Source organism: Janthinobacterium sp. FW305-129 (genome assembly GCF_020858115.1).
Lineage (GTDB): Bacteria > Pseudomonadota > Gammaproteobacteria > Burkholderiales > Burkholderiaceae_D > Janthinobacterium.
Genome location: NZ_JACYMM010000002.1, coordinates 320,729 through 347,254, shown reverse-complemented (window position 1 = coordinate 347,254; position 26,526 = coordinate 320,729). Strand labels below are relative to the sequence as shown.

At 63.0% G+C, this 26,526-nt stretch carries 29 protein-coding genes; 13 read left to right on the top strand and 16 right to left on the bottom strand.

Annotation, left to right across the window (positions count from 1 at the left end; all coding sequences use genetic code 11):
- Positions 1 to 151 precede the first annotated feature (151 nt).
- Entirely contained in the window at positions 152 to 1,657 is a 1,506-nt protein-coding gene (locus IGS61_RS05290) for a dipeptidase (protein ID WP_230538647.1), read from the top strand.
- A 194-nt stretch (positions 1,658 to 1,851) separates the two neighbouring features.
- Positions 1,852 to 2,973, top strand: coding sequence for a peptidase M24 (locus IGS61_RS05285; RefSeq protein WP_230538646.1), 1,122 nt, complete (start codon positions 1,852 to 1,854; stop codon positions 2,971 to 2,973).
- A 70-nt stretch (positions 2,974 to 3,043) separates the two neighbouring features.
- On the opposite strand, the gene IGS61_RS05280 is transcribed toward IGS61_RS05285, so the two are convergent.
- A complete protein-coding gene (locus IGS61_RS05280; RefSeq protein WP_230538645.1) occupies positions 3,044 to 3,511 on the bottom strand; it encodes a hypothetical protein in 468 nt (155 codons plus the stop codon).
- A 220-nt stretch (positions 3,512 to 3,731) separates the two neighbouring features.
- Between IGS61_RS05280 and IGS61_RS05275 the strand changes: the two genes are divergently transcribed.
- Positions 3,732 to 4,010: a hypothetical protein gene (locus tag IGS61_RS05275; RefSeq protein ID WP_230538644.1), complete on the top strand. Its 279-nt coding sequence runs from the start codon at positions 3,732 to 3,734 to the stop codon at positions 4,008 to 4,010.
- Between the two features lie 14 nt (positions 4,011 to 4,024).
- Here the strand turns inward: IGS61_RS05275 and IGS61_RS05270 are convergent, their stop codons facing one another.
- The 5 genes from IGS61_RS05270 to IGS61_RS05250 all read right to left on the bottom strand — a co-directional run bounded on the left by IGS61_RS05270 (position 4,025) and on the right by IGS61_RS05250 (position 7,757).
- A complete protein-coding gene (locus tag IGS61_RS05270) occupies positions 4,025 to 4,450 on the bottom strand; it encodes a VanZ family protein (protein WP_230538643.1) in 426 nt (141 codons plus the stop codon).
- Positions 4,451 to 4,995: 545 nt separating this feature from the next.
- Positions 4,996 to 5,760 (bottom strand): SDR family NAD(P)-dependent oxidoreductase, encoded by a 765-nt coding sequence (locus IGS61_RS05265; protein WP_230538642.1) that lies wholly within the window; start codon positions 5,758 to 5,760, stop codon positions 4,996 to 4,998.
- A gap of 23 nt (positions 5,761 to 5,783) precedes the next feature.
- A complete protein-coding gene (locus IGS61_RS05260; RefSeq protein WP_230538641.1) occupies positions 5,784 to 6,305 on the bottom strand; it encodes a TPM domain-containing protein in 522 nt (173 codons plus the stop codon).
- Positions 6,305 to 7,141: a TPM domain-containing protein gene (locus IGS61_RS05255; protein ID WP_230538640.1), complete on the bottom strand. Its 837-nt coding sequence runs from the start codon at positions 7,139 to 7,141 to the stop codon at positions 6,305 to 6,307. Before IGS61_RS05255 ends, IGS61_RS05260 begins: the two co-directional genes overlap by 1 nt.
- Before the next feature lies 1 nt (position 7,142).
- Positions 7,143 to 7,757, bottom strand: a complete 615-nt coding sequence (locus tag IGS61_RS05250) for a LemA family protein (protein WP_070313665.1) — start codon at positions 7,755 to 7,757, stop codon at positions 7,143 to 7,145.
- A gap of 138 nt (positions 7,758 to 7,895) precedes the next feature.
- Between IGS61_RS05250 and pyrF the strand changes: the two genes are divergently transcribed.
- The gene (pyrF, locus tag IGS61_RS05245; RefSeq protein ID WP_230538639.1) at positions 7,896 to 8,720 is read left to right on the top strand and encodes an orotidine-5'-phosphate decarboxylase; all 825 of its coding nucleotides are present in this window, start codon (positions 7,896 to 7,898) and stop codon (positions 8,718 to 8,720) included.
- A gap of 43 nt (positions 8,721 to 8,763) precedes the next feature.
- Here the strand turns inward: pyrF and sbcB are convergent, their stop codons facing one another.
- Positions 8,764 to 10,212 (bottom strand): exodeoxyribonuclease I, encoded by a 1,449-nt coding sequence (gene sbcB / locus IGS61_RS05240; RefSeq protein ID WP_230538638.1) that lies wholly within the window; start codon positions 10,210 to 10,212, stop codon positions 8,764 to 8,766.
- A gap of 158 nt (positions 10,213 to 10,370) precedes the next feature.
- Between sbcB and IGS61_RS05235 the strand changes: the two genes are divergently transcribed.
- Positions 10,371 to 10,985 (top strand): DUF5610 domain-containing protein, encoded by a 615-nt coding sequence (locus IGS61_RS05235; RefSeq protein WP_230538637.1) that lies wholly within the window; start codon positions 10,371 to 10,373, stop codon positions 10,983 to 10,985.
- A 1-nt stretch (position 10,986) separates the two neighbouring features.
- Here IGS61_RS05235 and IGS61_RS05230 read toward each other — a convergent pair whose 3' ends face one another.
- The 5 genes from IGS61_RS05230 to IGS61_RS05210 form a co-directional block, all read right to left on the bottom strand.
- A complete protein-coding gene (locus IGS61_RS05230) occupies positions 10,987 to 11,952 on the bottom strand; it encodes a GGDEF domain-containing protein (protein ID WP_230538636.1) in 966 nt (321 codons plus the stop codon).
- Between the two features lie 260 nt (positions 11,953 to 12,212).
- Positions 12,213 to 12,590, bottom strand: coding sequence for an HPF/RaiA family ribosome-associated protein (locus IGS61_RS05225; protein WP_070221366.1), 378 nt, complete (start codon positions 12,588 to 12,590; stop codon positions 12,213 to 12,215).
- A 186-nt stretch (positions 12,591 to 12,776) separates the two neighbouring features.
- Positions 12,777 to 13,442: a DUF1345 domain-containing protein gene (locus IGS61_RS05220; protein ID WP_230538635.1), complete on the bottom strand. Its 666-nt coding sequence runs from the start codon at positions 13,440 to 13,442 to the stop codon at positions 12,777 to 12,779.
- A 38-nt stretch (positions 13,443 to 13,480) separates the two neighbouring features.
- Positions 13,481 to 14,731, bottom strand: coding sequence for an MFS transporter (locus IGS61_RS05215; protein ID WP_230538634.1), 1,251 nt, complete (start codon positions 14,729 to 14,731; stop codon positions 13,481 to 13,483).
- A 78-nt stretch (positions 14,732 to 14,809) separates the two neighbouring features.
- Entirely contained in the window at positions 14,810 to 15,835 is a 1,026-nt protein-coding gene (locus IGS61_RS05210; RefSeq protein WP_230538633.1) for a CDP-6-deoxy-delta-3,4-glucoseen reductase, read from the bottom strand.
- Positions 15,836 to 15,847: 12 nt separating this feature from the next.
- Between IGS61_RS05210 and IGS61_RS05205 the strand changes: the two genes are divergently transcribed.
- The 4 genes from IGS61_RS05205 to IGS61_RS05190 all read left to right on the top strand — a co-directional run bounded on the left by IGS61_RS05205 (position 15,848) and on the right by IGS61_RS05190 (position 18,043).
- A complete protein-coding gene (locus IGS61_RS05205; RefSeq protein ID WP_230538632.1) occupies positions 15,848 to 16,765 on the top strand; it encodes an SDR family oxidoreductase in 918 nt (305 codons plus the stop codon).
- A gap of 84 nt (positions 16,766 to 16,849) precedes the next feature.
- A complete protein-coding gene (locus IGS61_RS05200) occupies positions 16,850 to 17,110 on the top strand; it encodes a hypothetical protein (RefSeq protein WP_230538631.1) in 261 nt (86 codons plus the stop codon).
- A gap of 79 nt (positions 17,111 to 17,189) precedes the next feature.
- Positions 17,190 to 17,561, top strand: a complete 372-nt coding sequence (locus tag IGS61_RS05195; RefSeq protein ID WP_230538630.1) for a hypothetical protein — start codon at positions 17,190 to 17,192, stop codon at positions 17,559 to 17,561.
- A 242-nt stretch (positions 17,562 to 17,803) separates the two neighbouring features.
- Entirely contained in the window at positions 17,804 to 18,043 is a 240-nt protein-coding gene (locus IGS61_RS05190) for a hypothetical protein (RefSeq protein ID WP_029496207.1), read from the top strand.
- An 87-nt stretch (positions 18,044 to 18,130) separates the two neighbouring features.
- On the opposite strand, the gene IGS61_RS05185 is transcribed toward IGS61_RS05190, so the two are convergent.
- From IGS61_RS05185 to IGS61_RS05175, 3 genes are all read right to left on the bottom strand, one after another.
- Positions 18,131 to 18,817: a glycine-rich domain-containing protein gene (locus IGS61_RS05185; RefSeq protein ID WP_230538629.1), complete on the bottom strand. Its 687-nt coding sequence runs from the start codon at positions 18,815 to 18,817 to the stop codon at positions 18,131 to 18,133.
- Between the two features lie 181 nt (positions 18,818 to 18,998).
- Positions 18,999 to 20,846 carry a sensor histidine kinase gene (locus IGS61_RS05180; RefSeq protein ID WP_230538628.1) on the bottom strand — a complete coding sequence of 616 codons (1,848 nt, stop codon included), beginning with the start codon at positions 20,844 to 20,846 and terminating at the stop codon, positions 18,999 to 19,001.
- Positions 20,847 to 21,065: 219 nt separating this feature from the next.
- A complete protein-coding gene (locus IGS61_RS05175; protein WP_230538627.1) occupies positions 21,066 to 22,832 on the bottom strand; it encodes a glutamine--tRNA ligase/YqeY domain fusion protein in 1,767 nt (588 codons plus the stop codon).
- A 162-nt stretch (positions 22,833 to 22,994) separates the two neighbouring features.
- On the opposite strand from IGS61_RS05175, the gene IGS61_RS05170 reads away from it, so the two are divergent.
- The 4 genes from IGS61_RS05170 to IGS61_RS05155 all read left to right on the top strand — a co-directional run bounded on the left by IGS61_RS05170 (position 22,995) and on the right by IGS61_RS05155 (position 25,570).
- Positions 22,995 to 23,288 carry a DnaJ domain-containing protein gene (locus IGS61_RS05170; RefSeq protein WP_070288594.1) on the top strand — a complete coding sequence of 98 codons (294 nt, stop codon included), beginning with the start codon at positions 22,995 to 22,997 and terminating at the stop codon, positions 23,286 to 23,288.
- A gap of 96 nt (positions 23,289 to 23,384) precedes the next feature.
- Positions 23,385 to 23,897 carry a hypothetical protein gene (locus IGS61_RS05165; RefSeq protein ID WP_230538626.1) on the top strand — a complete coding sequence of 171 codons (513 nt, stop codon included), beginning with the start codon at positions 23,385 to 23,387 and terminating at the stop codon, positions 23,895 to 23,897.
- On the top strand, positions 23,887 to 24,678 hold the full coding sequence (locus IGS61_RS05160; RefSeq protein ID WP_230538625.1) for a hypothetical protein: 792 nt from the start codon (positions 23,887 to 23,889) through the stop codon (positions 24,676 to 24,678). Before IGS61_RS05165 ends, IGS61_RS05160 begins: the two co-directional genes overlap by 11 nt.
- Before the next feature lie 19 nt (positions 24,679 to 24,697).
- The gene (locus IGS61_RS05155) at positions 24,698 to 25,570 is read left to right on the top strand and encodes a hypothetical protein (protein WP_215405133.1); all 873 of its coding nucleotides are present in this window, start codon (positions 24,698 to 24,700) and stop codon (positions 25,568 to 25,570) included.
- A 28-nt stretch (positions 25,571 to 25,598) separates the two neighbouring features.
- Here the strand turns inward: IGS61_RS05155 and IGS61_RS05150 are convergent, their stop codons facing one another.
- Positions 25,599 to 26,501, bottom strand: a complete 903-nt coding sequence (locus IGS61_RS05150) for a LysR family transcriptional regulator (RefSeq protein ID WP_230538624.1) — start codon at positions 26,499 to 26,501, stop codon at positions 25,599 to 25,601.
- Between the last annotated feature and the right edge of the window lie 25 nt (positions 26,502 to 26,526).

Here is a 26,526-nt window from a genome sequence, read left to right as displayed (position 1 = left end):
GGGTCACCCATGACGGCGTGGCGGGGAAGACAGGCTGTGCACATGATAATGCGAATCGGGAATTTGCGTACTGATCGGTAAAAAACTCGTAGCGATTGGAAATCGGTGCGGGCGATGCTAGAGTGGGCCTCCCCATTTCACGCGCCCCGCCATGTTCAAGAAACCCCTGCTGTTGTCCCTGCTTGGCCTGCTGCTGCAGCCCTCCGTTCACGCCGCTCCCGTCAGCCCGCAGGCGCAGGAGACGGCCCGCTACGCGCTGGCCACCTATCCCGAACCGCTGATCGCCAGCCTGGCGCAGATGGTCAGTTTCAACACGGTGGCCGACCCGGCCGTGCCGTTTGCCGACAATCCCCAGCACACGGGTTTTAAACGCTACCTGGCGGCCGAGGCGCAGCGCCTGGGATTCGATTTCCACGATCACGGCCACGTGGTGATCATTGGCATGGGCAAGGGCAGCGAGCGGGTGGGCGTGATCACGCACGGCGACGTGCAGCCCGTCAATCCCGCCAAGTGGGCCCGCTCGCCATTCGAGCTGGACCGTACCAGCGAACCGGGCAAACTGCTGGGACGGGGCACGGAAGACGACAAGGGCCCCATCGCCACGGCCCTGTATGCGATGAAAGCCATCCAGGACAAGCAAGTGCCGCTGAGCAAGCGCATCGAGCTGTACGTGTACATGGCGGAGGAATCGGACTGGGAACCGCTGAAACAATTCCTGAAAACCCACACGCCGCCGCAGGTGAACATCACCATCGATGCGGAATATCCGGTGGTGACGGCCGAGAAAGGCTACGGCTCCATCAAGCTGACCTTGCCGCCGCGCACGGCACTGCCGGCCGAGGGCGGCCCCGTGCTGACGAACCTGACGGGCGGCTTTTTCGGCAGCCAGATCCCGGAAGACGCCACCGCCGTCATCGAACGCGCGCCGGCCGCGCTGGAAGCGGCCATCCGCGCCCGCGCACAGCGGCAACAGGGCGTGCGCTACACGTATGCGCGCGATGGCGGCACCTTGAGCGTGACGGCGCTGGGCGTGTCGGCCCACTCGTCGAAGCCGGAAGACGGCGTCAACGCCATCAGCATGCTGGCCGACGCCCTGGCCGTGCAGCCGTGGCAGGGCACGCAGGCGGCCGACATGCTGTCGTTCCTGAATGAATTGGTGGGCACCGGCATTTACGGCGAACGCTTCGGCCAGATCGCCTACCGCGACGGTTTCATGGGGCCGATGACGGTGGCGCCTACCGTGCTCAAGCAGCAAGGCGGCGCGCTGGAACTGAATATCAATTTGCGCCTTCCGCAAGGCAAGACGGCAGCCGTGCTGCAGCAGCAGGTGACGGCCGCCTTCGACGGCTGGAAGGCGCGGCGCCAGGTACCGGCCGCGCTGCAGGTGCAGATCGGCGAGCCGTGGCTGCAGACGGACGCGCCGCAGATTCCCACCTTGCTATCCGTTTTCGAACATTACACGGGGATCGCCAATCCGCAGCCGGTGGCCATCGGCGGCGGCACCAATTCGCGGTTGTTCCCGAATGCCGTCAGCTTCGGCCCCGCCATGCCGCACACCGTGTACACGGGGCATTCCGAGCACGAGTTCATCACGGAAAAACAGTTGCTGCTGAACTTGCAGATGTACACGGCCGTGCTGATTGAACTGGCGAAATAGTCGCTTGCAAAAATAGCGGGAAGTCATAGACTGCAAGCCTGAGACGAGGCCAGGCGCCGAACTTTTTATGCGCGTGCTGGTCTTACGTTTCCATGTAGGAAGGGAGCAGCTATGCATGCACAACAGGACGCCCGGCTGGCGCCAGGCAGGGCAGGCGGGGCGGTGGCGTGCCGCATCCCGCACGAGGAGCGGTCATGAACTGGCCGCTGGAACTGGAAGTGGCGCACAAGCTGGCGCAGATGCGGGGCTGGCTGGAAGACCAGCATGCCGGCGCCGTGCGCCTGCGTGGCGTGGACTGGTTTGCGTGGGCCACGGCGGGCGCGTCGAACAGCCATCGCCATACTGCCGAGTGCGGCTGCGCGGAAGTGCTGGTGACGCGCGCCGCCGCCTACATCCTGACGGACGAAGCCGAAGCCATGCGCATGCGCGAGGAAGAGGTGCGCGGGCCATGGACGTGGCAGGTGTCGCCGTGGATGCAGCCGCAGCTGTATGAATTGCGCGAGCATTTCGTGCAGCATGTGGCTGGCGGCTTGCCTGTTTTGTCCGACCGGCCAGGCTTGCACGAACGCAGCCTGCCCGTGGCCCTGCGCGAAGAGCGGCTGGTGCTGCTGGAATCGGAGCAGCAGCGCTACCGGCAGGTGGGACAGCTGGCCGCCAGCGCGGCCGCGGATGCGCTGCGCCAGGCCCGCCCCGACTGGAGCGAACTGGAGCTGGCTGCCGCCTGCGTGCGCGCGCTGTGGCTGCGCGGCTTGCAGGCCGTGCACGTGCTGGTCAGCGGCGAGGAACGCCAACACCGTTATCGGCGCGCGCCGCCGGCCCAGGTGGTGCTGGGCACGCAAGCCGTGCTGGCCCTGTGCGCGCGGCGTTTCGGCCTGTGCGCCAGCCTCAGCCGTCAACGGCGCTTTGGCCCGCCGCAGCGTCGCGCCGATGGCGTGGCCGTGGGCGATGCAGATGCCGCCATGCTGGCGCTGGAAGCCGTGGCGCTCGACGCTTGCGAAACGGGTCGTGCCCTGAGCATGGTGTACCACGCGCTCGACAGCGCCTACGCCTATGCGGGCCAGCCCGATACGGTGCGCACCAGCCGGCAGGGTGGTATCCATGGCTACCTGGCGCCCGAAGTGGCAGCTGGCGCGCATACGGAAATCATCCTCAAGCGGGGCATGGCCCTGGCATTCCACCCGAGCCTGCCCGGCAGCACGGTGGAAGACACGTTTTTGCTCGACGGCAACCAATTGCACAACCTGACGCACGACCCGGCCTGGCCTTCGGCCATGGTGCAGGGCCGCAGCCGGCCGCTGACCCTGGCGCTGGCCTGATGCGCCTTGATGCGGCCAGGGGCGGAAAACGTCGGCAGGCAGCGGCAAGTGTCGGCCAGCACCGGCTGCATCAATAGCGCTGCATCACGCCTTTTTGCACGCTGACCCGGTCGCCGATCTGGAAGGCGGGCTGGGTATTTTGCATAAAGGTGCGCGTCGTGCCGTCGTCCAGGCGCAAGGTGACGCGGTACAGCATGTTGCCCGCCGCCCCCGAGGTGCTGCCGGCCGTGCCCGAGGTGCCCGCCTGCATGTCGGCACTGCCTTGATCCATGCCGCGCGGCACGGTTTCTATCGATTGCACCGTGGCCGAGCTGATGTTCATGCTGGACTGGCCCGCCATATCGCTGCTCATGCCGGTATCGGTGGCGGTGCTGGCTGTGCTGCTGGCCGGCATGCTGCTTTGCGGCGTCGTGCCGGCCGGTGCGGCATAGGTTTCGCCGCTGTTGCTGCGCGCCAGGCTGGCATTGTCCGTGGAATGGCAGGCCGCCAGCAAGGCGCATGTCAGGCCGGTCAGCAGCAGGGTTTTTTTCGATCTCATCTTGGTCTCCTCATGGTCGAACACTCAGGATCGGCACCCGCGGTGAGGCGGATAGCAGCGATTGCTGCATGTAAGAGCATGGCGTCGCCGGGATGTTCGGCGCCCGTCATTGGTGATTGAGCTAGATCAAGCGTCTAATTGCCGTGCTTGGTATAAAAGATGCTGGCAATTACCACTTCGTGCGGCTGCACGTTTCCTCACTGTTGAATCGGGAGAAAAAATGTCATCTGGCCCTACCGTAAAACTGATCGATGAGTTGGTGCTGGCCGTCGCCGGCACCGCGCACGATGCCCGTGCGCGCCATGTACTGGCCCAGGCCTTGCATGGACTGGTGCGGCTGGCGCGCTCGGAACAGTTGCTGGACATGCAGCGCGATGCGGCACGCGCCATGGGCGCCGGCAGCCGGCGCGAGGCGCGCGCCCTGATGCGGCGCCTGGGCGCGCGCAGCCAGGGGCAGTTGCGGCTGGCATTGCAGGATAGTGAAGCGGACCGCGCCTGACGGACGGTGCCGGTTCAGCCTTTGTGCAGCGGCGCGCCCTGGGCCAGGGCGGCGGCGACCATTTTCGGCCAGAGGAAATACAGCGGCAGGCAGACCGCCGCGGCGGCCGTGATATCGACCACCCAGTCGCTGACGGCGCCATGGCGGTAAGGCAGGAAGCTCTGGATGAATTCGTCCAGCGCGCCCATGGCCGCCACCATCAGCACGGCCAGCACTGCGCGGCGCGCCATGCCGCCGGACGTGCCGCTGAACAGGATCAGGGCCAGCACGCCGTAGCCGAAGGAATGCAGCACGCCGCCCGACGCATATTGGCCCACGTCGGCGCGCACGCCGGGAATGTCGCCGATCAAAATCACCAGGACATACAACACCAGGGCCGTGCGGTAGCGCAGGCGTTCGTAACGGTCGGAAAAACAGAGTTCGGGCAAGGGGGCGGACATGATGCGTCAGGATAAATGGAAAGGTACTCACAATATCATGCGCATGGCGGGCCACCGTGTTCTTGCGCAAGAGCTTGCCGGTCAGGCAAAAAAAAAGGCCCGCGGGGGCGCGGGCCAAAAACCCAAATGAAATGGGTCAAGAGTTGAGAGTTGCTCGGTACTTACCATGTCGCGCGCCTTGCCGGCGCCCGCCACGGTCATGAAAGGGGAGTGGTGTGCCATCGCGGCACACCTGTCTGTAGTCAGGCATATCGGTTGCCTGTACAGCAGATGAAGCAAGTATAGGGGGCGAACATGACGGGCCTATGACACGCCGCAACATTTTTGAGGAAACCGGCAGATTGATGGAAAAATTCGGGCGGCATGGCAAGAATAGCCATGTTTCAGTCGCGACAGCAAAAAAAAAGCCCGCTGGTGAAAGCGGGCTTAAAACTATTTTCTTGGAGGAGAATAGTGGAGACAGGTGCATTATGCTGCGTCGCACGATATGTGTCTAATGATCTTTTTAGATATGCATTATTCTTTTTTGATATAACTCGCCGGTTTCACTCTTTCACGGCCACCGTGTAGTTGAGCGCCATGCGTCCGCCATCGACATAGATGGTCTGGCCCGTCATATAGCTGGCGTCGTCGCTGGCCAGGAAGGCGGCGATGCCGGCCACTTCTTCCGGCTCGCCGCAGCGGCCCAGCGGCGTGCGCGACAAAATCGTGTGGCGCGCCTGCGGGCTCGACAGCACCGCCTGCCTGGCCAGTTCCGTCAGGATGGTGCCCGGCCCGATGCCGTTCACGCGCACGCCGTGCGGCGCCAGGTTCAGGGCCATGACCTTGGTCAGCTGGTTGATGGCGCCCTTCGACACCACGTACGGCACCTGGTTCGGAATGGCCAGCTCCGCATTCACGCTGGACATATTGATGATGCAGCCGCTGTTGCGCTTGACCATCTCGCGCGCCACGGCCTGGCCGCACAGGAACATCGATTTCAGGTTGATGCGCATGACCCGGTCGAAATCGTCTTCGCAGACGTCGAGGAAATCGGCCGCGTGCGTGACGCCCGCATTGTTGACGAGGATATCGATGTGGCCGAACTGCGCCAGCGTTTCCTTCAGCATCGCATCGACGTCCGCCTTCTGGCTGACGTCGGCGCAAAAGAAGCGCGCCTGCGGCCCGAGGGCGGCCGCTGCCTGCGCGCCTTCTTCCTTGATGTCGACCAGCATCACCTGCGCCCCTTCGGCGATCAGGCGGCTGGCGCAAGCCAGGCCGATGCCTTGCGTGGCGCCCGTGACGATGGCGTTTTTATTGACCAGTTTCATGTAATCGCCTCGGCGGGAAGGATTCAGAGGAGGATGGGTTCGTTCGGCAACTGGTTGCCGCGCGTCCCATCGGCAGGGAAGTGGCTTTGCAGCATGGCATTCAACTGCTGCAAGGCATCGAGCGTGCTGTCGTGGTAATTGCCATCCTTGAAACCGCCCGTCATGGCGCGGCATACGGCTTGCCACTGTTCCGGCGTGATGCGGCGGCCCACGTTGCGGTCGGCCACGATATCGACCTGGTGCTCGGCCAGGTTGATATAGATCAGCACGCCAACGTTGTCTTCCGTATCCCACACGCCATACTGGGCGAACAGTTCGCGCGCCCGCTCGCGGTTGCTCACGCCCTGGTAAGCCATGCCCGGCGTCAGGGCCGCTTCGACGATCAGGCGCACTTCCGCGCGGTGCATGGCTTCACCGTCGGCAATCGCCGTTTCGATGGCTTTCAGGGTGCGTTCGGGAAAGGCCTGGCGCGCCGTCGCCGGCGTGCCCCGCAAATGTTTCAAGGCGCGTCCGCAGCGTTGTCCGAATGTCAGTTGTTTCGTCATTACCAATCTCCCGAGGCGCCGCCGCCGTCAAAACCGCCGCCGCCGCCACCGAAGCCACCGCCGCCACCGCCTCCGCCAAAACCACCGCCGCCGCCGAAGCCGCCACCGCCGCCCCGGTTGTTCAGCGCCTGGTTCAAGATGCTGCCCAGCACGACGCCCGTGGCGCCGCTGGACCAGTTGCTGCCGCGCTGCAGCCGCGTGGGGCCGCCGCGCGAGCGGAACACGGTCAGCACGACGAGGAAGCCGAAGAACAGCAGCGGCAGCCAGAAGGTCAGGCCGCCCGCTTCCACGGTCGCCGGCGCCTGTTTTTGCGCCGGGGCGGGGAATTGCTCCTGGTTCAGCAAGGTGGCAATCGCCCCCACGCCGGCCACCAGGCCGCCGTAATAATCATTTTGCTTGAAATGCGGGGCGATCACGTCTTGCAGGATGCGTTTCGATTGCGCATCCGTCAGCACGCCCTGCACGCCGCGGCCCGCTTCGATGCGCAGGCGGCGCAAGGACGAGGGATTGTCTTTCGCCACCATCAGCAGCACGCCGTCATCGACGCCCTTGCGGCCCAGCTTCCAGGCATCCGTCACGCGGATGCTGTATTGCTCGATGGCTTCCGGTTCCGTGCTCTTGACCAGCAGCACGGCGATCTGGCTGCCCGTCTTGGCTTCGTAGTCGGCCAGCACGCCTTCCAGCGCCGCTTTTTGCTTGTCATCGAGCATGCCGGCGTTGTCCGTCACGCGCGCGGCCAGCGGCGGCACGGGCTGCAAGCCCTGCGCGCCGGCCGGCGGCATCGCCCACAGCAGCAGGGCCGTCGCCAGCGCGGCCAGATAAGACCAGGCTTTCATCTTATTTGCCGAAGTTGACGGTCGGCGCGGTCGAGATGGCTTTTTCATTTTCCACCGTGAACGACGGCTTGACCTTGTAGCCGAAGACCATCGCCGTCAGGTTGTTCGGGAAGCTGCGCGCATGCACGTTGTAATCCTGTACGGCGGCAATGTAACGCTGGCGCGCCACGGTGATGCGGTTTTCCGTGCCTTCCAGCTGCGACTGCAAGTCGCGGAAGCTGGTATCGGCTTTCAGGTCAGGATATTTCTCGGACACCACCATCAAACGCGACAGGGCCGACGACAGTTGTCCCTGCACTTGCTGGAATTTCTCGAACGCGGCCGGGTCGTTCAGCACTTCGGGCGTGATCTGGAAACTGGTGGCGGCGGCGCGCGCCTTGGTCACCGCTTCCAGGGTTTCGCGCTCGTGCGTGGCATAGCCCTTGACGGTATTGACCAGGTTGGGGATCAGGTCGGCGCGGCGCTGGTACTGGTTGACCACTTCGCCCCAGGCCGCCTTGGTGGCTTCGTCCTTGCTCTGGAAGTCGTTGTAGCCGCAGCCCGTCAGGATACCGGCCAGGACGGTGACGCTCAGCGCCAGGCGCAGCCATTTGGTGAATTGATTGGTGATTTGCATGATGGGTTCCGTGCTGAGTAAGGGAGGTGAGGCAAATATACCTGAAACGGCCCGCCATGTCGGTTTAATAAGCGCGGGTGGCCGTGTCTGGCCGCGTTACAATACGGGGTTTGCAACTGAATATAGAGAAGGTGTGCCGTGAATTTCATCAATAAATTATCCGCCGCGTGGACGGCCAATAATTCCCTGCTGTGCGTGGGCCTGGACCCCGACCTGGCGAAACTGCCGGCGGACCTGCGCGACTTGCCTGATGGAATCACCACCTTTTGCACGCGCATCATCGATGCCACGGCCGACCTGGCCTGCGCCTTCAAGCCGCAGATCGCGTATTTTGCCGCGCTGGGCGCGGAAAAGCAGCTGGAAGACATCTGCCGCTACGTGCGCGAGAATTATCCGCACATCCCGCTGATCCTCGACGCAAAACGGGGCGACATCGGCGCCACGGCCACGCAATACGCGCGCGAAGCGTTCGAGCGCTACGGCGCCGACGCCGTCACCGTGAACCCGTACATGGGCGAGGATTCGCTCGACCCCTACCTGGCGTGGAAAGACCGCGGCGTGATCATCCTGTGCCGCACCTCGAACCCGGGCGGCTCGGACCTGCAATTCCTGAATACGGACGGCGAACCGCTGTACCAGCGCGTGGCGCGCCTGGTGGCCGAGAAATGGAACAAGAATGGCCAGTGCGCGCTCGTCGTCGGCGCCACCTTCCCTGAAGAACTGGCGCAAGTGCGCGCCATCGTCGGCGACATGCCGCTGCTGGTGCCCGGCATCGGCGCCCAGGGCGGAGACATCGCCGCCACCGTCGGCGCAGGCCAGACGGCGAACGGCATGGGCATGATGATCAGCTCCTCGCGCGCCATCATCTACGCCAAGCCGCAGGACGGCGAAGACTGGGCCGACGCGGCGCGCCGCGTGGCGATTGAAACGCGCGATGCGATCAATCAGCACCGTTCGGTTTAAGTTGCATGCATACAAAATGCCGGGCTAGCCCGGCATTTTGCATTCAGTCTCTTTGCGGGGCGACGATCTCCGCATAATCGTAGAGTTCGCCAAGAATCTCTTCCCCCCGCTCATCGACCGATTCCGACAGCACGTCGATTTCCGTAAACAGCATTTCGATGGTGCGGGCGCCGCCGTCGCCGTCGAACAATCGGGCGGCGCGGTGCTGTTCCCAGCGCAGGCTTTCCGCTTCGCTCAGGGTTTGCGGGAAATTGCGGGCGCGGTAGCGGAACAGCAATTCCTGCAAGCGTTCGTCGGCAAACGAGGGGCGGGCCGTGGCCAGCCTGGCCGGCGTGTCGCGGCGCAAGGATTCGAGCAGGCGGCGGTCGTCGTTGCTGACGAAACCATTGTACAAATCCTCATCCACGTCCAGCGCGGTGTTCGCGCCCGGGCGCTGGAAGACTTCGGCCCAGATGGCATCCATGTTCGGCGCCGCGGCGGCGAATTGCGCGTTGACCTTCGCCGCGTCCAGATCGATGCCCCATTGCGCGGCCATGGCGGGCGACAGGGTCTTTAAATTGCCCACCAGCATGGGCGACTTGTTCAAATGCACGCTTTTCACGGGCAGGCGCGTCATGCCTTCCGGCATGGCTTCCTTGCGCGTGAATAAACGCGTGCGGATGGTGTCGGCGTCCAGCGTGAACAGTTCGCGCGGGTCGTAGGCGCAATCCCAGACGAGGATCTCGTTTTTGTTGCTCGGGTGCGTGGCCAGCGGCCAGACGACGCCCAGGCAACCGCGTTCGGCCGGGAACATGCCGGACACGTGCAGGAAGGGCTGGCGCTCGCCGGCGGCCAGGTGCATGCCCATTTCGCTGGCGACCCGGTCCTTCTTGTGCAGGGCCAGGCAGAATTCGAACAGTTTCGGCTGCTTCTGCTTGATCAGGCGCGCCAGGGCGATGGTGGCGCGCACGTCCGATAGCGCATCATGCGCCGCTTCGTGGGCCAGGCCATTGGCCTTGCTCAAGTGTTCCAGTTTAAAACTGGTCTGGCCATCGTCGCGCTTCGGCCATTGAATGCCTTCCGGGCGCAGCGCGTGCGTCATGCGCACGACGTCGAGGATGTCCCAGCGGCCGCAATGGTTCTTCCATTCGCGCGCATACGGGTCGATCAGATTGCGCCAGAACAGGAAACGCGTGACTTCATCGTCGAAACGGATGGTGTTGTAGCCCACGCCGATGGTGCCCGGCTCCGAAAAGGCCGCTTCGATGGTGGCGGCGAACTGGTGCTCGGGCACGCCCAGCTGCAAACACTGCTGCGGCGTGATGCCCGTGATCAGGCACGATTGCGGGTCGGGCAGGAAATCATTGGCAGGCTGGCAATACAACATGATCGGCTCGCCGATCTCGTTGAGATCCGCATCCGTGCGGATGGCGGCGAACTGGGCCGGGCGGTCGCGGCGCGGCTGGGCGCCAAAGGTTTCGTAGTCGTGCCAAAGAAAGGTCTGGTTAGTCATTGATGGTCGTAACTTAATGTTGCTGAATGGGTTATCCGGGCCGCTAAAAACAAGCCGCCGCTTCAGTTTTCTGAAAACCTGCCGATACTACACGAGAGGATGCTCATCATCGCGTTTCCCGCATGGTGGCATACATTGTCCGTTCAAGGAGGTCTATCGTGTCAATTCCCATCGCCGCAAGCGGCAATTCCACCCCTTCCGTGACTTCCGTCAGTACGGGTGTTGCCGGAAAGGACGATAAAGTCCAGCAAAAGGATGGCGTCAACGCTGAAATGAGCGTCAATGACCGCACCAAGCTGCAATTGAACGCTTCCATCATGCAGGCGTCGCTGAACGTGTCCATCGGTTCGGAAAACGAGCCGCTGGCGCTGCTGTACAAGACAGCCATCACCAACATCAATGAAGCGCTGAAGGGCCAGTACGGCGAGGACGCGATCCAGAACGCCGCCTCGCAGGACAACAGCGCCGAAGCGACGGCGAGCCGCATCGTCTCGCTGTCGACGGGTTTTTTCGACGCCTACAAGAAGCAGAACCCCGGCATGGACGACGATACGGCCCTGACCAAGTTCATGGACACCATCAGCGGCGGCATGGAAAAAGGCTTCAAGGAAGCGCGCGACATCCTGGGCGGCTTGAAAGTGCTGAACGGCGATATCGCCGGCAATATCGACAAGACGTATGAGCTGGTGCAGAAGGGCTATGCGGATTTCATCGCCGCCCACAGCAGCAAAAAGGACGACGCCGCCAAGCCGGCCGACAGCAAGGCTGCCTGAGCTACAGCATGACCCGGTTGCGGCCGCCTGCCTTCGCGCGATACAGCGCCGCGTCGGCCGCCGCGATCAGCGCTTCGTCGTCCTGTCCGGCCGCCAGGCTGGCCACGCCGAAGGAGCCCGTGATGTGCGGCAGCGCGCTGCGCATGTCGGCGAAGATGACGGCGAGCTGCATGCGCTCGCACAGGCGCTCGGCCACGCGCAAGGCCACGTGTTCGTTGGTATCGGGCAAGATCACCATCATTTCCTCGCCTCCATAGCGCACGGCAAAATCCGTGGGCCGCAGGGCCGCGCCCAGCACTTGCGCGGCGATGCGCAGCGCCTGGTCGCCCGCCTGGTGGCCGTGGGTGTCGTTGAAGCGCTTGAAATGGTCGAGGTCTATCATCACCAGCGACAGCGGCGAGCCGCTGGCGTGGGCCGTGACGATCATGTTCGGCAGTAAATCAGTGAGCCAGGCGCGGTTGTACAAGCCCGTCAGGCTGTCGACCATCGACAGCTGGCGGTAGAATTCGCCCAGTTTCTGCCGGCGGCGCAGCAGGGCGTTGGCGGCGCGGATGCGGAAGGACAGCAGCCGCAGCAGGTTGCGCGCCAGGCCGTTCGATTGCTCGATCAATTCCCAGACGATGGCCGCGTCGATTACCAGCAAATCGGTTTCTTCCAGGGCGGAAATGGCGGCCAGGTTGCTCGCTTCATCGAGCACCGACTGTTCCCCCACGCTTTCGCCGGGCAAGACCTTGCTGACGGTGCCGTCATCCATGCCCGTGTGGGTGTCGGCGGCTACGGCCAGCGAGCCGCGCAGGACGATGTACAGGCTGGCTCCTTGTGTGTCGGCAATAGCTTCGCCCGCTTCCAGGCGCACCACGGGGCAAGGCGCCAGCATGGCGGCCGTCTGGCTATCCGCCCCATCGCGAAATAGCTGTAAATCGCCGATGTTGCAGCCTGAAGCGCTGAAGTTGCCGATCTGTTCCACAATCACACTTTCAAAAAGCCGGCGCGCGAGCAGAAGGCCGGTAGCTTCATGATAGCGTAAAGCAGCCTTGGCTGTAACGGCAAAGGCTTGCTTGATGTCACTTACTGTGAGAAATACGACAATTATTTCATTGCCGTGTTAATACGCTGGAATGCTTGTGGTTTTGGTATGGATGTTGCCGCACGCGAAAGGTGGGGCCGGATGTGCAAAGGCAGCCTTGAACGGCTGCCTCAGTCTCTGGAAATCCTGCGGGTGGGGGATTACTCGGCGGTTTCTTCCGCTTCGGCCGTATCGATCACGGCATTCTTGCCGGTCGCATGGCGCTTGCTGTCTTGCAGGCGGCCCAGGGCGCTATCGATGGCGCGTTTCAGCTTGTCGGTGGCGCCGGCCACGGATTGATGCACGGTGGCGTTCTGTTCGGTCACGGCGATCGGTTGATAGCCTGCAACGCGTGCTTCCATGACGCAGCGGATATCGTCGGCGCCGCCTTTCGGGCCATTCGTGTCGCTGATGTGGACTTCGATGCGGGTCAGGTTGTCGCGGAAGCGGCTCAGTGCGCTTTCAAGTACGGATTGCACATGTTCGTTCAGTCCAGCGGTGTTGGCGATGGTGCTGTCGGTATGAATATTGATTTGCATATGCTTACTCCTGTCAATTCAAAAAAAACCCATCTCAGGCGTGCTGCGGCCTGGTTGCTGCCTCATGCACATGACCTCGTGCATGGAACTTATCTTACTCCTCTTTCCGGTATTTCAAGAGGGTGCGCACGATTAAGATGAGCTTAACCCTTCAGCCAGGTCAAGTTTCCGCTACGAAATTATTTTTTAGCCATTAATGAGCCCGGCAGCGATATTGATCGACAGCCCCAGCACGACCAGGTTGAAGAAAAAGCTCAGCACGGATTGCCCCAGCACGATCTGCCGCATCGGCCTTGTCTGCACGCACACGTCCGACGTTTGCACGGCCACGGCGATGGTGAAGGCGAAATACAGGAAATCCCAGTAATCGGGGTTTTGCTCGTCGTCGGGAAACTTCAGGGGGCGCAGCGCGGGGTCGGCCTGGTAGTACAGGTGGGCGTAATGAAAGCAGAACAGGGTGCCGACGAGGAACCAGGAACCGACCAGTGTCAGGATCGTCAAGCCATAGTGCAGCGCGCGCTCGTCCTGTGCCATGTCTTTCATCGAGGACAGCTGCGAGACGATGGCCACCAGGCTCATCACGGATGCGACGGACAGGGCCGACAGGACGGTTGCCGCCCGCTCATCCTGGCGCGCCGCCATGGCTTTGACCTTGTGATGGTTGGCGCGCATCATCATCCAGGCCATCGTCGCCAGGTAGAACCAGACGGCCACGTTCCACGCCGTCAGCAAACGCGTCATCTGTTGCCAGGACGGCGGCAGCAGCAGGCCGGCCGCCACGCCGATGGCCGTGGCCATGCTCAGGTGGGGGCGGCTGCGGATGAAGCCGTGCAAGGGAAGCGTGATTTTCATGGTGCAAGTTAGTCAGTGGCAGTAGCGCATCTTAATCCTTATGGGCTTGCCGCGGTGGCCGTCCTGGCGGCCGCTTCCTTCTCGTGGTGGGGAAAGCGGTCCATGCGCGACAGCACGGGGAACAGCACGGCCCACACGCCCGTCACGGCCAGGGTGGCGGCGCCGCCAAACAGCACGGCGCGCACGAGGCCGAACCAGCCGGCCGTCAGGCCCGATTCGAATTCGCCCAGTTCGTTCGAGGCGCCGATGAAGACGGCATTCACGGCGCTGACCCGGCCGCGGATCTCGTCCGGCGTCTCGAACTGCACCAGCAGGTGGCGGATGTAGACGCTGACCATGTCGCCGGCGCCCATCAGGAACAGCGCAACCAGTGCCAGCGGGAAATAGCTGGTGCTGCCCAGCACCAGGGTGCCCAGGCCGAAGACGGCCACGCCGCCGAACATCCAGGCGCCCACGCGGCGCGTGATGGGAAACATGGCCAGCGCGATCGAGCACAGGGCCGCGCCGGCGCCCGGCGCCGTGCGCAGCAGGCCCAGGCCGCTGGGGCCGATATGCAGCACGTCATGCGCGAGCGCCGGCAGCAGGGCCGTGGCGCCGCCGAACAGCACGGCGAACAGGTCGAGCGAAATGGCGCCCAGCACGATGGGTTTCGACCAGACGAAGCGCAAGCCTTCGAGCAGGGTGTGCCAGCTGACGGGTTCGCGCTTGACCACTTGCGGCGCGGGCGTGGTGGCGCGCATCAGCAAGACGGACACGACCAGCAAGGCCGACGAGACCAGATACACCACCTTGGGGCCGAAGTAATACAGCAAGCCGCCCAGAGTCGGCCCCAGGATGATGGCCACGTGCGAGCTTGACGAGCTGAGCGCGAGGGCGCGGCTGAAGTGTTGCGTCGGCACCATGTTCACCAGCACGGCTTGCGTGGCCGGCATCATGAAGGCGCGCGCGCTGCCGAACAGCACCAGCACGGCAAACACGGGCCAGACGATGGAAAGATTGCTTAATGTAAACACCAGCAAGGCCAGCGCGCAGGCGAGCTGTGCCGCCAGGCACCAGGCGATGATGTTGCGGCGGTTGTAGTGGTCGGCCACGTGGCCGGCCGGCAAAATCAAGACGAGGAAGGGCGCGAATTGCGCCAGACCGATCAGGCCCAGGTCGAACAGGCTGCCCGTGATCTGGTACACCTGCCAGCCGATGGCCACGCTTTGCATCTGCACGGCCACGGTGCCCAGCACGCGGGCGGAAAGGTAACAGGCGAAGTTGCGGTGACGCAGGATGGCGAGAGACATGAAATTTCCAGGAAACAGCGGGGTGGGGCGGGTGGCGGCAGCGGATGCCGCGCCAGCAGCACCCCGCTGTCTGGATGCTTACTTGGCCAGGTCGGCTTCCGTGGTGAAAGCGTCGGCGTAGAACTCGTCGGCTGGAAGTTGACACAATTGCACGAAATCGCGGTTGGCCGATTCGACGACGATCGGTGCGCCGCACGCATACACCTGATACGCGGACATGTCGGGCAGGTCGGCCATCACGGCCTGGTGCACGAAGCCCGTGCGGCCGCTCCAGCCGTCTTCCGGCAAGGCTTCCGAGACGACGGGCACATAGGTGAACTGCGGCAAGTCGGCGGCCCACTGGCGGCACAGCGCATCCATGTACAGGTCGTGCGGACGGCGGCCGCCCCAGTACAGGGTGATCGGGCGCGGGGATTGCTCGTTGATCATGTGCTCGACGATGGCTTTCAGCGGGGCAAAGCCCGTGCCCGAGGCCAGCAGCACGACGGGCTTGTCGGAATCTTCGCGCAGGAAGAAGGTGCCCATCGGGCCTTCGAAGCGCAGGATGTCGCGCTCCTTCATCGTGCCGAACACCTGGTCGGTGAACAGGCCGCCCGGCATGTGGCGGATGTGCAGGCTCACGGGGCCGCCTTCGACGGGTGCGCTGGCCATGCTGTAGCTGCGGCGCTTGTTGTCGCGCAGCATGATTTCGATATACTGTCCGGCGCGGTAGTTGAGGCGCTCGCTGGCCGGCAGCTGCAGGGTCAGCACGACGACGTCGGGCGCGACTTTTTCGATGGTGGTCACGCGCGACGGCATTTTCTTGATCGGGTAGTCGCTGCTGCCCGCCACTTCGCGCGCCTCGATGACGAGGTCGGCGTCCGTGGTGGCGCAGCAGAACAGGGAAAAGCCGGCCGCTTCCTCTTCCGGCGTCAGGGCGCGCTGCTGGTGCGCCTTGTGCTGGACGGTGCCGGCAAGCACTTTACCCTTGCAGGAACCGCAGGCGCCATTTTTACAGCCATACGGCAAGCCCACGCCGGCGCGTATCGCCGCCGCCAGCACGGTTTCGTCCGCTTCGCAGCTGAATTGGTGGCCGCTGGGCTGAACAGTAACTTGAAAAGTCATACAATCCTTGAGATGAAAAATATGTTAATGCACTCTTTGCGCAAGCCTGTGGGCTTGCCGCGCCTGCTGATCCTGGGCTGCGGCGACGTCGGCATGCGGCTGCTGCCCCTGCTGCGCGCGCGCTTTCGCGTCTTTGCCGTCACCAGCCAGCCGGCGCGCTGCGCGCAGCTGCGGGCGGCCGGCGCCGTGCCCATCGTGGCCAACCTCGACGAGCGCGCCAGCCTGAAACGGCTGGCGGGACTGGCGCCGCTGGTCGTGCACCTGGCGCCGCCCCTGTCGTCGGGCTTGCTGGACCGGCGCACGCGCAATCTGGCCGCCATTTTACCCGAGCATGCCCGCATGGTGTATGTGAGCACCAGCGGCGTGTATGGCGATGGCGGCGGCGCCTGGGTCGATGAAACGCGGCCCGTGGCGCCGGCGAATGCGCGCGCGAAGCGGCGCGTGGACGCGGAACAGGTCTTGCGGGCCTGGGGCGCGCGCCGCGGCGCCAAGGTGGCCATCCTGCGCGTGCCGGGCATTTATGCGGACGACCGCCTGCCCCTGAAGCGCTTGCGCGAGGGCACGCCGGCCCTGGCGGCAAGCGACGACGTGTACACCAACCATATCCACGCCGATGACCTGGCGCGCATCATTGAACGGGCCTTGTGGCGGGGCAAGCCGGGACGCGTGTATCACGCCAGCGATGACAGCGAACTCAAGATGGCGGACTATTTCGATGCCGTGGCCGATGCCTTCAAGCTGCCGCGCCCGCCGCGCCTGCCCCGTGCCGAACTGCGGCAAGCGGTCACGCCGATGCTGCTGTCGTTCATGTCCGAATCGCGCCGCCTGCACAATACGCGCATGAAACGCGAGCTGGGCGTGCGCCTGCGCTATGCGCGCGTGGCCGATGCCTTGCGGGCGATGGCAGCCGGCGGGGCCGGCATCGGGTAAAATGACCGGTTATCTGCGCACTTTTCCTGGGCCGGCGCGCGGCGCGCCGTTCCGGCGGTGCGCCATTCACTTAAGGAATACCGCATGAGCACCCTCACTTACGAAGAATACCTGGACGAGGTCACCACCGTCCTCACGGAACTGTACGACCTCGACGACGACGCCGCCATCAAGCTGGTCGTGGCGGCGCAGGACGCCGAATTTTTTGTCCCGCACGATGCGCATGAAGAAATGCGTACCTTGGAGCAAGCCAAGAAAGATGCGGTCACCCTGTTCGAGCGCAAGCAGAACCGCCAGCAGACGCAGGAAAAACAGCAACAGCGCGTGCGCCAGCAAAAGAAATAAGGACGGCCGCCAGGCCGTGGGCAATACGGGCTGCGGCGCAACGCCGTGGCCTTGCCGTTTGATGCAGCGCAAACGTGTCATGGCACGCTGGCGATATGGTGAGCAATGTCGTCACGCGTTTGGGCTATTTGTGACGGGCTCTACGCAGCGCGACGCTGTTTTTCGTCAGCAGGAGCGGGTCATGCGAGTTACGAATCACCCCAGCAAGGAACAGGTGCGCGCCTATATGCGCCGGCGCGAACATGCGCGGCAGCCGCCGCCGCCGCCCGATGAAATTCGCCGCCAGCTGGCCTGGTGCCGCGTGGATGTCTTGCCGGGTACTTGCCTGCTTGCCACCCCGGCAGGCGTGGCCGTGCAGGGTTGGCATTTATCTGCGGAAATGGCACGCCTGGGCACGCTCATGGCGATTGCCTGGCTGATGCGCAGCGGTGTTCCTCATTGTAAAAATTGATGACTTGCAGCAAACTTCCCCGATTTGAGTTATCCTCTAGCACATTCCAAGTGCGTCAATTCTCTTCAATTATCACAATTTTGCTTTAAGTTACGCAAAAATCAACAATAGCGTGTATTATATTGTTTGCGGCAGAAAAGCCGCATAAGTGATGGCGCTTTTTAGTGTGTTTACCCTGAATTATTGCAGAAGAGACATTCTGTTTCTTTTTGCCTTAATACAACAAGTACGGATTTTCGACCATGTCTCTCAAACAAATTACCTCTTTGCCTACCTACAACCCGAATCGCGTCCTTGATGCGATCATCGACAAGCTGCAACTGAAAAACGATGCCGCCCTGTCGCGAGCCCTGGAAGTGGCGCCGCCTGTCATCAGCAAGATTCGTCACAACACCTTGCCGATCGGCGCCACGATCCTCATCCGCATGCATGAAATCAGCGATTTCAGCATTCGTGAACTGCGCGAGTTGATGGCTGCCTAAGAGCGCCTGACAGACGGCAAACTGAGAGGTGCCGTCTGGGTAAGTCAGGCTTGCCGCGTGCGGCAGCCACATCTGTTTTCCGTTTTGCTATTGCGGGTCGCGGTTCAACACCGGACGATCGACATAGAAACGCCCCATTTCCAGGCTGGTCGAAGACGACTTGAGCACCGCTGCTGCCAAGGTGGCGGGCGCGCCGGAAAATGCCGTGCTGGCAGCGCCCGTCGCGCGGCCCGAATATGCCGTCGCCTGCACCGCCGCACCGGAAAACGCCGTCTGCCCGGCCCGGCCCGAGTATGCGGTCGCCTGTACCGCACGCCCTGAATACGCGGCTTGCACGGCCCGTCCCGAATACGCCGCCTGTACGGCGCGCCCCGAATACGCCGTTTCTGCGCGGATATAATCTTCCCCGAATGTTTGCTCATACAGCTGTTTCATGCGCTCGCCCACGCGCTGGTGCGCCGCTTCGTCGTCTTCGCCGCGCAGGCCGATGTACGGAAAGTGATGCAGGAAGTAGCCGAACACCTGTTCGCAATCCTCTGCATATTTCAGGGTGTCGAGGATGTGGTAGTGCCAGAAAGTATCGACGTCCATCAGCGGCGCCGTTTCTTCTTCCGGAAACTGTTTCATCAGGATCAGGAAACGCCGGTATTCGAATTCCACCGCATTCGCCTTCTCCAGGCTCCATCCTTCGCCTGACTCCCGGTGCATCAGCTTGACCTTGATCGCGTCCAAATTCAAATCGGCAATTGTCTTGAAACTGTCGTTCGTATCCATGAATGTCCTTGTGGTAAAGAGTGTTGTGGGAAATACAGTGAAACAAAGGTGGGTGTGTACTCCTGGCAAGTCGTCGAGGAATGCCTGACCCATGGCGGGCAGGCGCTGAGTTGTTCTACATCAATATTGCATCTAATTACAAAATACGCAAGCTGAGCTTGTTTCAAGCGGGACGTGGCTGTCAGGCGCTGGCCCGGCTGTCTTCCTGGTAGGGAAACGCGGTGGCGTCGGCGCCCAGCGGCACGCTGACATGCACGCTCATGCCGGCGCCGGGGCTGCTTTCGATGTAGAAAGTGCCGCCCAGCAACTTGATGCGCTCTTCGATGCCGACCAGGCCAAATGAGCCCTGCTTGTTGCGTCCGTCGATGGCCGCGCCCACGCCGTTGTCGCTGACGCTCATCGATACGGTGTCGCGGCACTTTTCCAGCTTGACTTGCACGCGGCTGGCATTGGCATGCTGGGAAATATTGCTGAGCGACTCTTGCAGGATGCGGAACAGGGCCGTGGCGCACTGGTCGCTCAAATAGATATCGTCATGGCTTTCGCTCATTTCGCAGGCGATGCCCGTGCGCTGGCGAAATTGCGCCACCTGCCATTCGACGGCCGCATTCACGCCCAGGTCCAGCACGGTGGGACGCAAGTCGTTGATGATCTGCCGCACGCTTTTAATCGTTGCGTCGATCTGCTCCAGGGTTGAGCGGGCGCGGGCGTTCAGGCGCGGATGGCGGCGTTGCGTGCGCGAGGCCAGCATGTCGGCATCGATGCGCAGCACCAGCAGGTTCTGTCCCAGGTCGTCGTGGATCTCGCGCGCGATGCGCTTGCGCTCTTCTTCCTTGATCTGGTCGGCGTGGGCCGCCAGGCGGCGCAGTTTCTGGTGCGACAGCTGCAGGCGAATCTGGCTGGCGCGCAATTCCTCCGTCATGCCCGTCGCCATCTGGATGGCGCGCCGGCGCGACGACGCCAGGGTGTGAAACAGCATGTACAGCAGCATGGTGCTGGCAAAACCGGTCATCAGGGCCAGCCACGGCAGGAAGGCATCGAAGCGGGTATACAGGTCGCTCTTGCGCACGCTGAACAGCGCTTGCCACACGCGGCCATTGTGTTCGATCAGCATCGTGCTGCTCAGGTAGCGGCCCGAGTTGCCGGGCTGCCACCATGGCGCATGCATGCCCGCCGCCGTGCTGTCGAAGATGGGGCGCATATCGTGCGGCAAGTCCGGCTGTTCAAGCGCCTGCTGGCCGATATCGAACAGGGTCAGGCGGACATTGCGTACCGGCATGTCGGCCAGCGCGCTGCGCATCATCGCCACCAGGTCGTAGCCGATGCCGACGGAACCCTGGTAGGCCGCGCGCCTTTGCTCCAGCGTATCGGTCGGCATGCCGAAGCGGTACACGGGCAGGCGCATGGCCATGCCCGTCAGCTGCGGCCGGCCGTCCATCGGCACGGGCACGCCGGAATTGCAGATCTGCCCGGTATCGCGCGACTGTTCCAGCGCTTCGGCGATCATGGGCCGCGCCGCGATGTCATAGCCATACTTTTCCGCAGCGCTGGCAATCGGCTCGATGTAGACCAGCGCGGAATAATGGGGGCGCGGGCCGGGCGGATGGATGGCAAACGCCGGATAGCCGTCGCGCCCGGGCGGATAGTCGCGCTGCATGGCCGTTTCGAAGGTGGCGCGCTGCGAATCGTCGAGTTCCCGGCTGTAATTGAGATTCATCACGCCCGGGTAGTTCTGATGCAAGGCGAGGTTTGCCACGTAGCGGTGGAATTGCTCGCGGCTCACGTGTTCATTGGCGTGGAACAGGCTGACCGTTCCGCGCAGCAAATTGGCATATGACTTGCCGCGCGATTCGATGTTTTTCTGGGTATTGCGCGCCAGATTGTTGAATAGCTCGCTGGCATCGTTTTCGATCGACAGCGAGGCGGCGATGTAGAACAGCAGGCCGACCATCAAGGACAGCACGAAGCCAATCAGCCACTGCGGCCTTTTTTCCAGCGATAACTGTTGTTCACCAGCAGTAGAGGACATCGCCATCCGCATCAAGAGGAGGAATCGGGTGCCGCCTCGGTGGCGGTGGCCAGGCTGCGTTGTACAAGCACCATCGACATTGCAAATTGCTCAATAGCTGCCTAATATACAAAACTATCGTGAATATAGTCAACAGGCAATATTTCTCTGGTGATAGATATTGCTAAAACGAAAAAAAACCGCCGCAGCGGTTTTTTTGGGGGGCGGGCGTCCGGCGCCTTATTTTGCGGGCTGCCAGCTGTCTTTCAGGGTGACGATGCGGTTGAAGACGGGCTTGCCCGGCTGGCTGTCGACGCGGTCGGCCGCGAAGTAGCCGTGGCGCTCGAACTGGAAGCGCTGTTCCGGCTGGGCCAGTTCCGCGCCCGGTTCCAGCCACGCCTGCACCACTTCCTTGGCCAGCGGGTTCAGGGCCAGCTTGAAGTCCTTGCCGCCGGCGTCCGGCTGCGGGTCCGTAAACAGGCGGTCGTACAGGCGTACTTCGGCGGCAATCGCCGTCGGCGCGCTGATCCAGTGCATATTGCCCTTGACCTTGTAGTTGGCGCTGCCTTCCGTGCCCGACTTGCTGTCCGGGAAGTATGTGCAATGCACGGCGATGACTTTACCGTTTTCATCCTTGTCAAAGCCCGTGCACTCGATCACGTAGCCGTAGCGCAGGCGAACCTTGCTGCCCGGCTTGTCGTCGATCGGCGGATACAGGCGGAAATAGCCCTTGTTCGGCACTTCCATGAAGTCGTCTTCCTCGATCCACAGCTCGCGCGAGATGGGGAAGGTGCGCAAGCCCCGCTCCGGGAAGTGCGGGTGCACGGGCGCCGTGCATTCCACGCTCTCGTTTTCCGGGAAATTGTCGATGATCAATTTCAAGGGGCGCAGCACGGCCACCGTGCGCGGCGCCTTCGGATCGAGGTCTTCGCGCAAGCAGCCTTCGAGCACGCTGTAGTCGATCCAGCCGTCCGATTTCGTCACGCCCGTGCGTTCGCACATCAGTTGAATCGCTTCCGGCGTGTAGCCGCGGCGGCGCATGCCCACCAGGGTCGGCATGCGCGGGTCGTCCCAGCCGTCGACGATGTGTTCTTCCACCAGCTGGCGCAGCTTGCGCTTGCTGGTGACGATGTACGTCAGGTTCAGGCGCGAGAACTCGAACTGGTGCGGCACCGGTTGCTGGAAGAAGCCGCCGGCGGCCAGGGTTTCCAGCAGCCAGTCGTAGAATGGGCGGTGATCCTGGAATTCCAGCGTACAGATCGAATGCGTGATGTTTTCCAGCGCGTCCGAGATCGGATGCGTGTAGTCGTACATCGGATAGATGCACCAGGCGTCGCCCGTGCGGTGGTGGTGCGCGTGGCGGATGCGGTAGATGGCCGGGTCGCGCAAGTTCATGTTCGGCGAACTCATGGCATCTTCGCTCATCTTCGCGCGCAGGATGTGTTCGCCATCCTTGAACTGGCCCGCCTTCATGGCGCGGAACAGGGCCAGCGATTCGTCGCGCGGACGGTCGCGGAACGGCGAATTCTTGCCGGCCTGGCCGAAATTGCCCCGGTTGGCGGCCATGTCTTCGGCGCTCTGGCTGTCCACGTAGGCAAAGCCGGCCGTGATCAGGTATTCGGCCATCGCGTACAGCTGGTCGAAATAGTCGCTCGCGTAGTGCAGGTGGCTGTGGCCATCGGCAGTCTTCGGTTCCCAGTCAAAGCCCAGCCATTTCACGCTGTCCATGATGGTGTCGACGTATTCCTGCTCTTCCTTCGCCGGATTGGTGTCGTCGAAGCGCAGGTTGCACTGGCCGGCGTAATCGCGCGCCAGGCCGAAGTTGACGCAGATCGACTTGGCGTGGCCCACGTGCAGGTAACCGTTCGGCTCCGGCGGGAAACGCGTGATCACCTGGGGCAGGCCGGGACGCACGTGGGTGCCGGCAGCCAGGTCGGCTTCGATGATGTTACGCAAGAAATTGGGCGCCAGCGCTGGCGCGGCGGTATTCGGTTTATCGTTGCTCATTGATCAATGCGGAAGAGTGACAGTAAAAAGCATTTTACCGTACCGCAAGCGCTTTATAAGCACGTATTTGCCCCCATTTCCCAGCATGCAAGCGACGCCGGCGCCGTTCTATAGGATAATTCGCCTTTAATTAGCAAACAAAACGTGACCCCGGAGCCATTTATGGAAAATTTGTATAACGTCCTCGGTGTCGCACCCAATGCCAGCGACGATGAAATCAAGAAAGTCTACCGTTCGCTGGCCATGCGCTTCCACCCCGACCGCAACCAGGCCCCCGGCGCCGAGGCGCGCTTCAAGAGCGTCACCAAGGCGTATGAAATCCTGGCCGACCCGGCCAAGCGCGCCGAATACGACCAGAGCGTGAACCACCGCATCATCATCGATCCGGAAGCGGAAGCCTATGCCCTGTGGTGCGGCGTGTTCCGCCTCCACGGCACCAACCTTCCAGCAGACTGAGTCTGCCGGCAGCCGCCATCGGGCGGCTTGAATGATATTTAAAACAACAACAACGGCGCTTTTATCAGCGCCGCGCATCACATTGGAAAGCACAGCATGAGAAGAGTACACCCTGAATTCGCGTACCAGTCGCGCGAGCTGGAAGGCCAGATCGACGGCATCCTCGGCGACCCGCCGAACCGCAAGAACTACAAAAGCATGGTCGACGCGCTGGTGAGCGAGTACGCCAGCGGCGGCGGCATCGAAGACGTGAACATGCTGGCCTTCGCGCTGGTCGACCACATCACCTTCAGCGATCCGAAAGGCTTGCTGGCCGAAAGCGAAGACTACGAGTTCGGCGACCCGTCCCGCGTGTTCTCGATGGCTGCCTGCGCCGCGCCGGAAGCGGCGAAGATGTACGCCGCCATCGAAGAGAGCTTCCCCGACCTGGCGCGACAGGCCATCATCACGGCCTTCCTGCACAAGAATCCGCGCCTGTGGGACGACGACGACCAGTCGCTCGACCAGCTGGCCGCCAATGACGACGGCGACGACGAGCACGACGAAGATGAAGCCACCGACGATTTCGCCCAGATGTTTGACCAGGATGGAGATGACCATGGCCGATAACAAGGATGAACAAAAAAGCAACCTTCCCGCGCTGACGAAGCAAGTCACGGAATTGGTGCTGTCCGGTTCGCTGGGGCACGCCGAGCAGGCGTTTGCGGACGCGGCCGACCAGTACGGCGATCTTGCCGTGGTGGAAGTGCTCAATTCCATCCCGCCGCAGGTGACGGCCCTGCACCTGGCCGGCTTCGACGGCGGCAAGATGTCGCTGGCCACCCTGCTGGTGCCGCCGAAGGCCTGGGCCGACAGTCTGGCCTTCATCGCCGCCACCTGGAGCGACGACCAGATCGAGGACGATCCGGAACGCATCGCCGAAGCGCTGTTCGCGCACATCCACGGCGTGGTGTTTTCCACCGACGACGCCGAGCGCCGCCGCGAGCTGCTGCTCGAAGCGTCCGCCACCGACTGGGGCGCCACGGCGTTCGCCATTTTGTTCTCGATGGCGCCGAAGGAAATCCTCGAAGTGGCGGGCGAGATCGTCATCAAGGGGCCGTACGTGACGGGCGTGACGTCGTCCGACAACGACATCGTGCCGCTGGCCATCGAGCTGGCGCAGGCCAATGAAGACGGCTGGGACCGCTCGCTGTTCGAACTGTTCCCCGACTTCCGCCACAGCGCCGACCTGGCCGACGCGGAATACTCGGACGACCCGGACGAAGAGCCGACCATGTTGCAGCGCAGTACCAAGGAATTGCTGTACCGCCTGCGCAAGCAAGTGCCGAGCACGCGCAGCGCACCGCGTTCCAGCACGCGCCGCAGCCTGGGCACGGGCATTTTCTCGTAATGAAAGCAGGGAACTACTAATGCTGCCAGCAATTGTTGTAGAGAATCTTCCGCGCCTCGTGCGCGCCATCAAGCTGTTGCCGGGCGACCCGCGCGAGGATGCGGCGCTGAACCTGGCCGACGAATTGACGGGCATCACGGCCATGGTGGCCGAGAAGTTCACGAATGAACGCACGGCCGACGGCATCCAGAAGGCGCTGTACCTGACGGTGGGCGGCGTGTCGCTGGGCCTGGAACAGGCCGTCACGCACGAAGGCGACCAGGCGGCGCTCGACTTCCTCGTCGAGCACGGCGCCGAGCACGCGTTCCAGGTGGGTTTCCGCCTGATCAAGGAGCTGTCGCAGCTGCCGGAAGACGCCCTCGTCGGCGAATACGACCAGGACCCCGTCTACCTTGCGCGCCGGCTGCGCGAGCTGTTCATCGATATTTGCCAGGCCGACCCGAACCAGAACTGGGCCGGTTATGAAAAGTATGCGCTGCAGTTGCAACAGCGCAAGGAAGTGCAAGCCGTCGTGCGCCTGGCCGGCTGGCTGCGCCGCCACCACGACAACGGCCCCGTCAGCGACAGCGACCTGAATGCCGAGGGTGTCATCGCCCTGGCCATCATCTTCGCCATCGAAGGCGGCGGGCGCATCGTGGCGCGCACGGGTCAAAAGGAGTTCGAGCGTTTCGTGCGTTCCGTGCGCAAGAACAAGCCCGACTTCGAGGAAGGCTGGGCCGCCCTGGTGGCCAAGGTGCCCGTGCAGCATCACCCGGTGCTGCTCGACCGCATCGCGTCCTACCGCCGCAGCTGCACCGTCGTGCATAAAATCCTCACGCGGGCCAGCATGAAGAGCCTGTTCGAGGACCTGGAGAATTACGCCGGTTCCGAGCTGGACGCCGACTACTCGTAATGCAGTACGTGGGCTGGCGCCTGCCGGCCTACGCTCCCCCTTCCAGCGCCGCTTCCTCGGCCAGTTTCACGAACGCCGCCACCAGCGGCGACGTCTCTTCTTCCCGCTGTGCAAGTAATAAACTGGTGCTCGCCTGCGGGTCGGCGATGGGGCGGTAGCACACGCCATCCATGCGGATGCGGTCGAACGAGGCGGGCAACACGGAAATGCCGCAGCCTGCCGCCACCAGGCCGATGATGGTCGACGCTTCGCCCGCTTCCTGCGCCACCTGGGGCACGAAGCCGGCCGCCTTGCACAGGCGGAAGATCTGCGGATAAATCCCCGTGCCCGCATCCCTGGGATACATGACAAAGCCTTCGCCCGCCATGTCGGCAATCGCGATGCTGTCCTTGGCCGCCAGCGCGTGGGCGACGGGCAGCACGAGGAACAGCGGGTCCTTGCGCAATTCGGTCAGGCGGATGTCGTCCGGATACGTCGTTTCCGGCGGGCGCACGAAGCCCAGGTCCATCGTCCGGCCCGAGATCGCTTCGAGCTGATGCAATGTCGCCATCTCGTGCAAGGTCAGGGTGACGTGCGGGAATTGCTGGCGGTAGCGGTTGATGACGGTGGCGAAGTACGGCGTAAACGGCGTGGAAAAGGTAAAGCCGATGCGCAATTCGCCCGCTTCGCCCCGCTGTGCCCGGCGCGCCGTGACGGCCGCCTGTTCCGACAGCGCCAGGATGCGCCGCGCATCGTCGAGAAACAGCGCACCCGCCTGCGTCAGCCGCACGGAGCGCTTGTTGCGCTCAAACAACTGCGCCCCCAGTTCTGCTTCCAGCGCCTGGATTTGCTGGCTCAGCGGCGGCTGGCCGATGTGCAGGCGTTCGGCCGCGCGCGTGAAGTGCAGCTCTTCGGCGACGGCAACGAAGTAACGCAGGTGGCGCAGTTCCATGTAAGTAATATTTTAAAAGTATGAG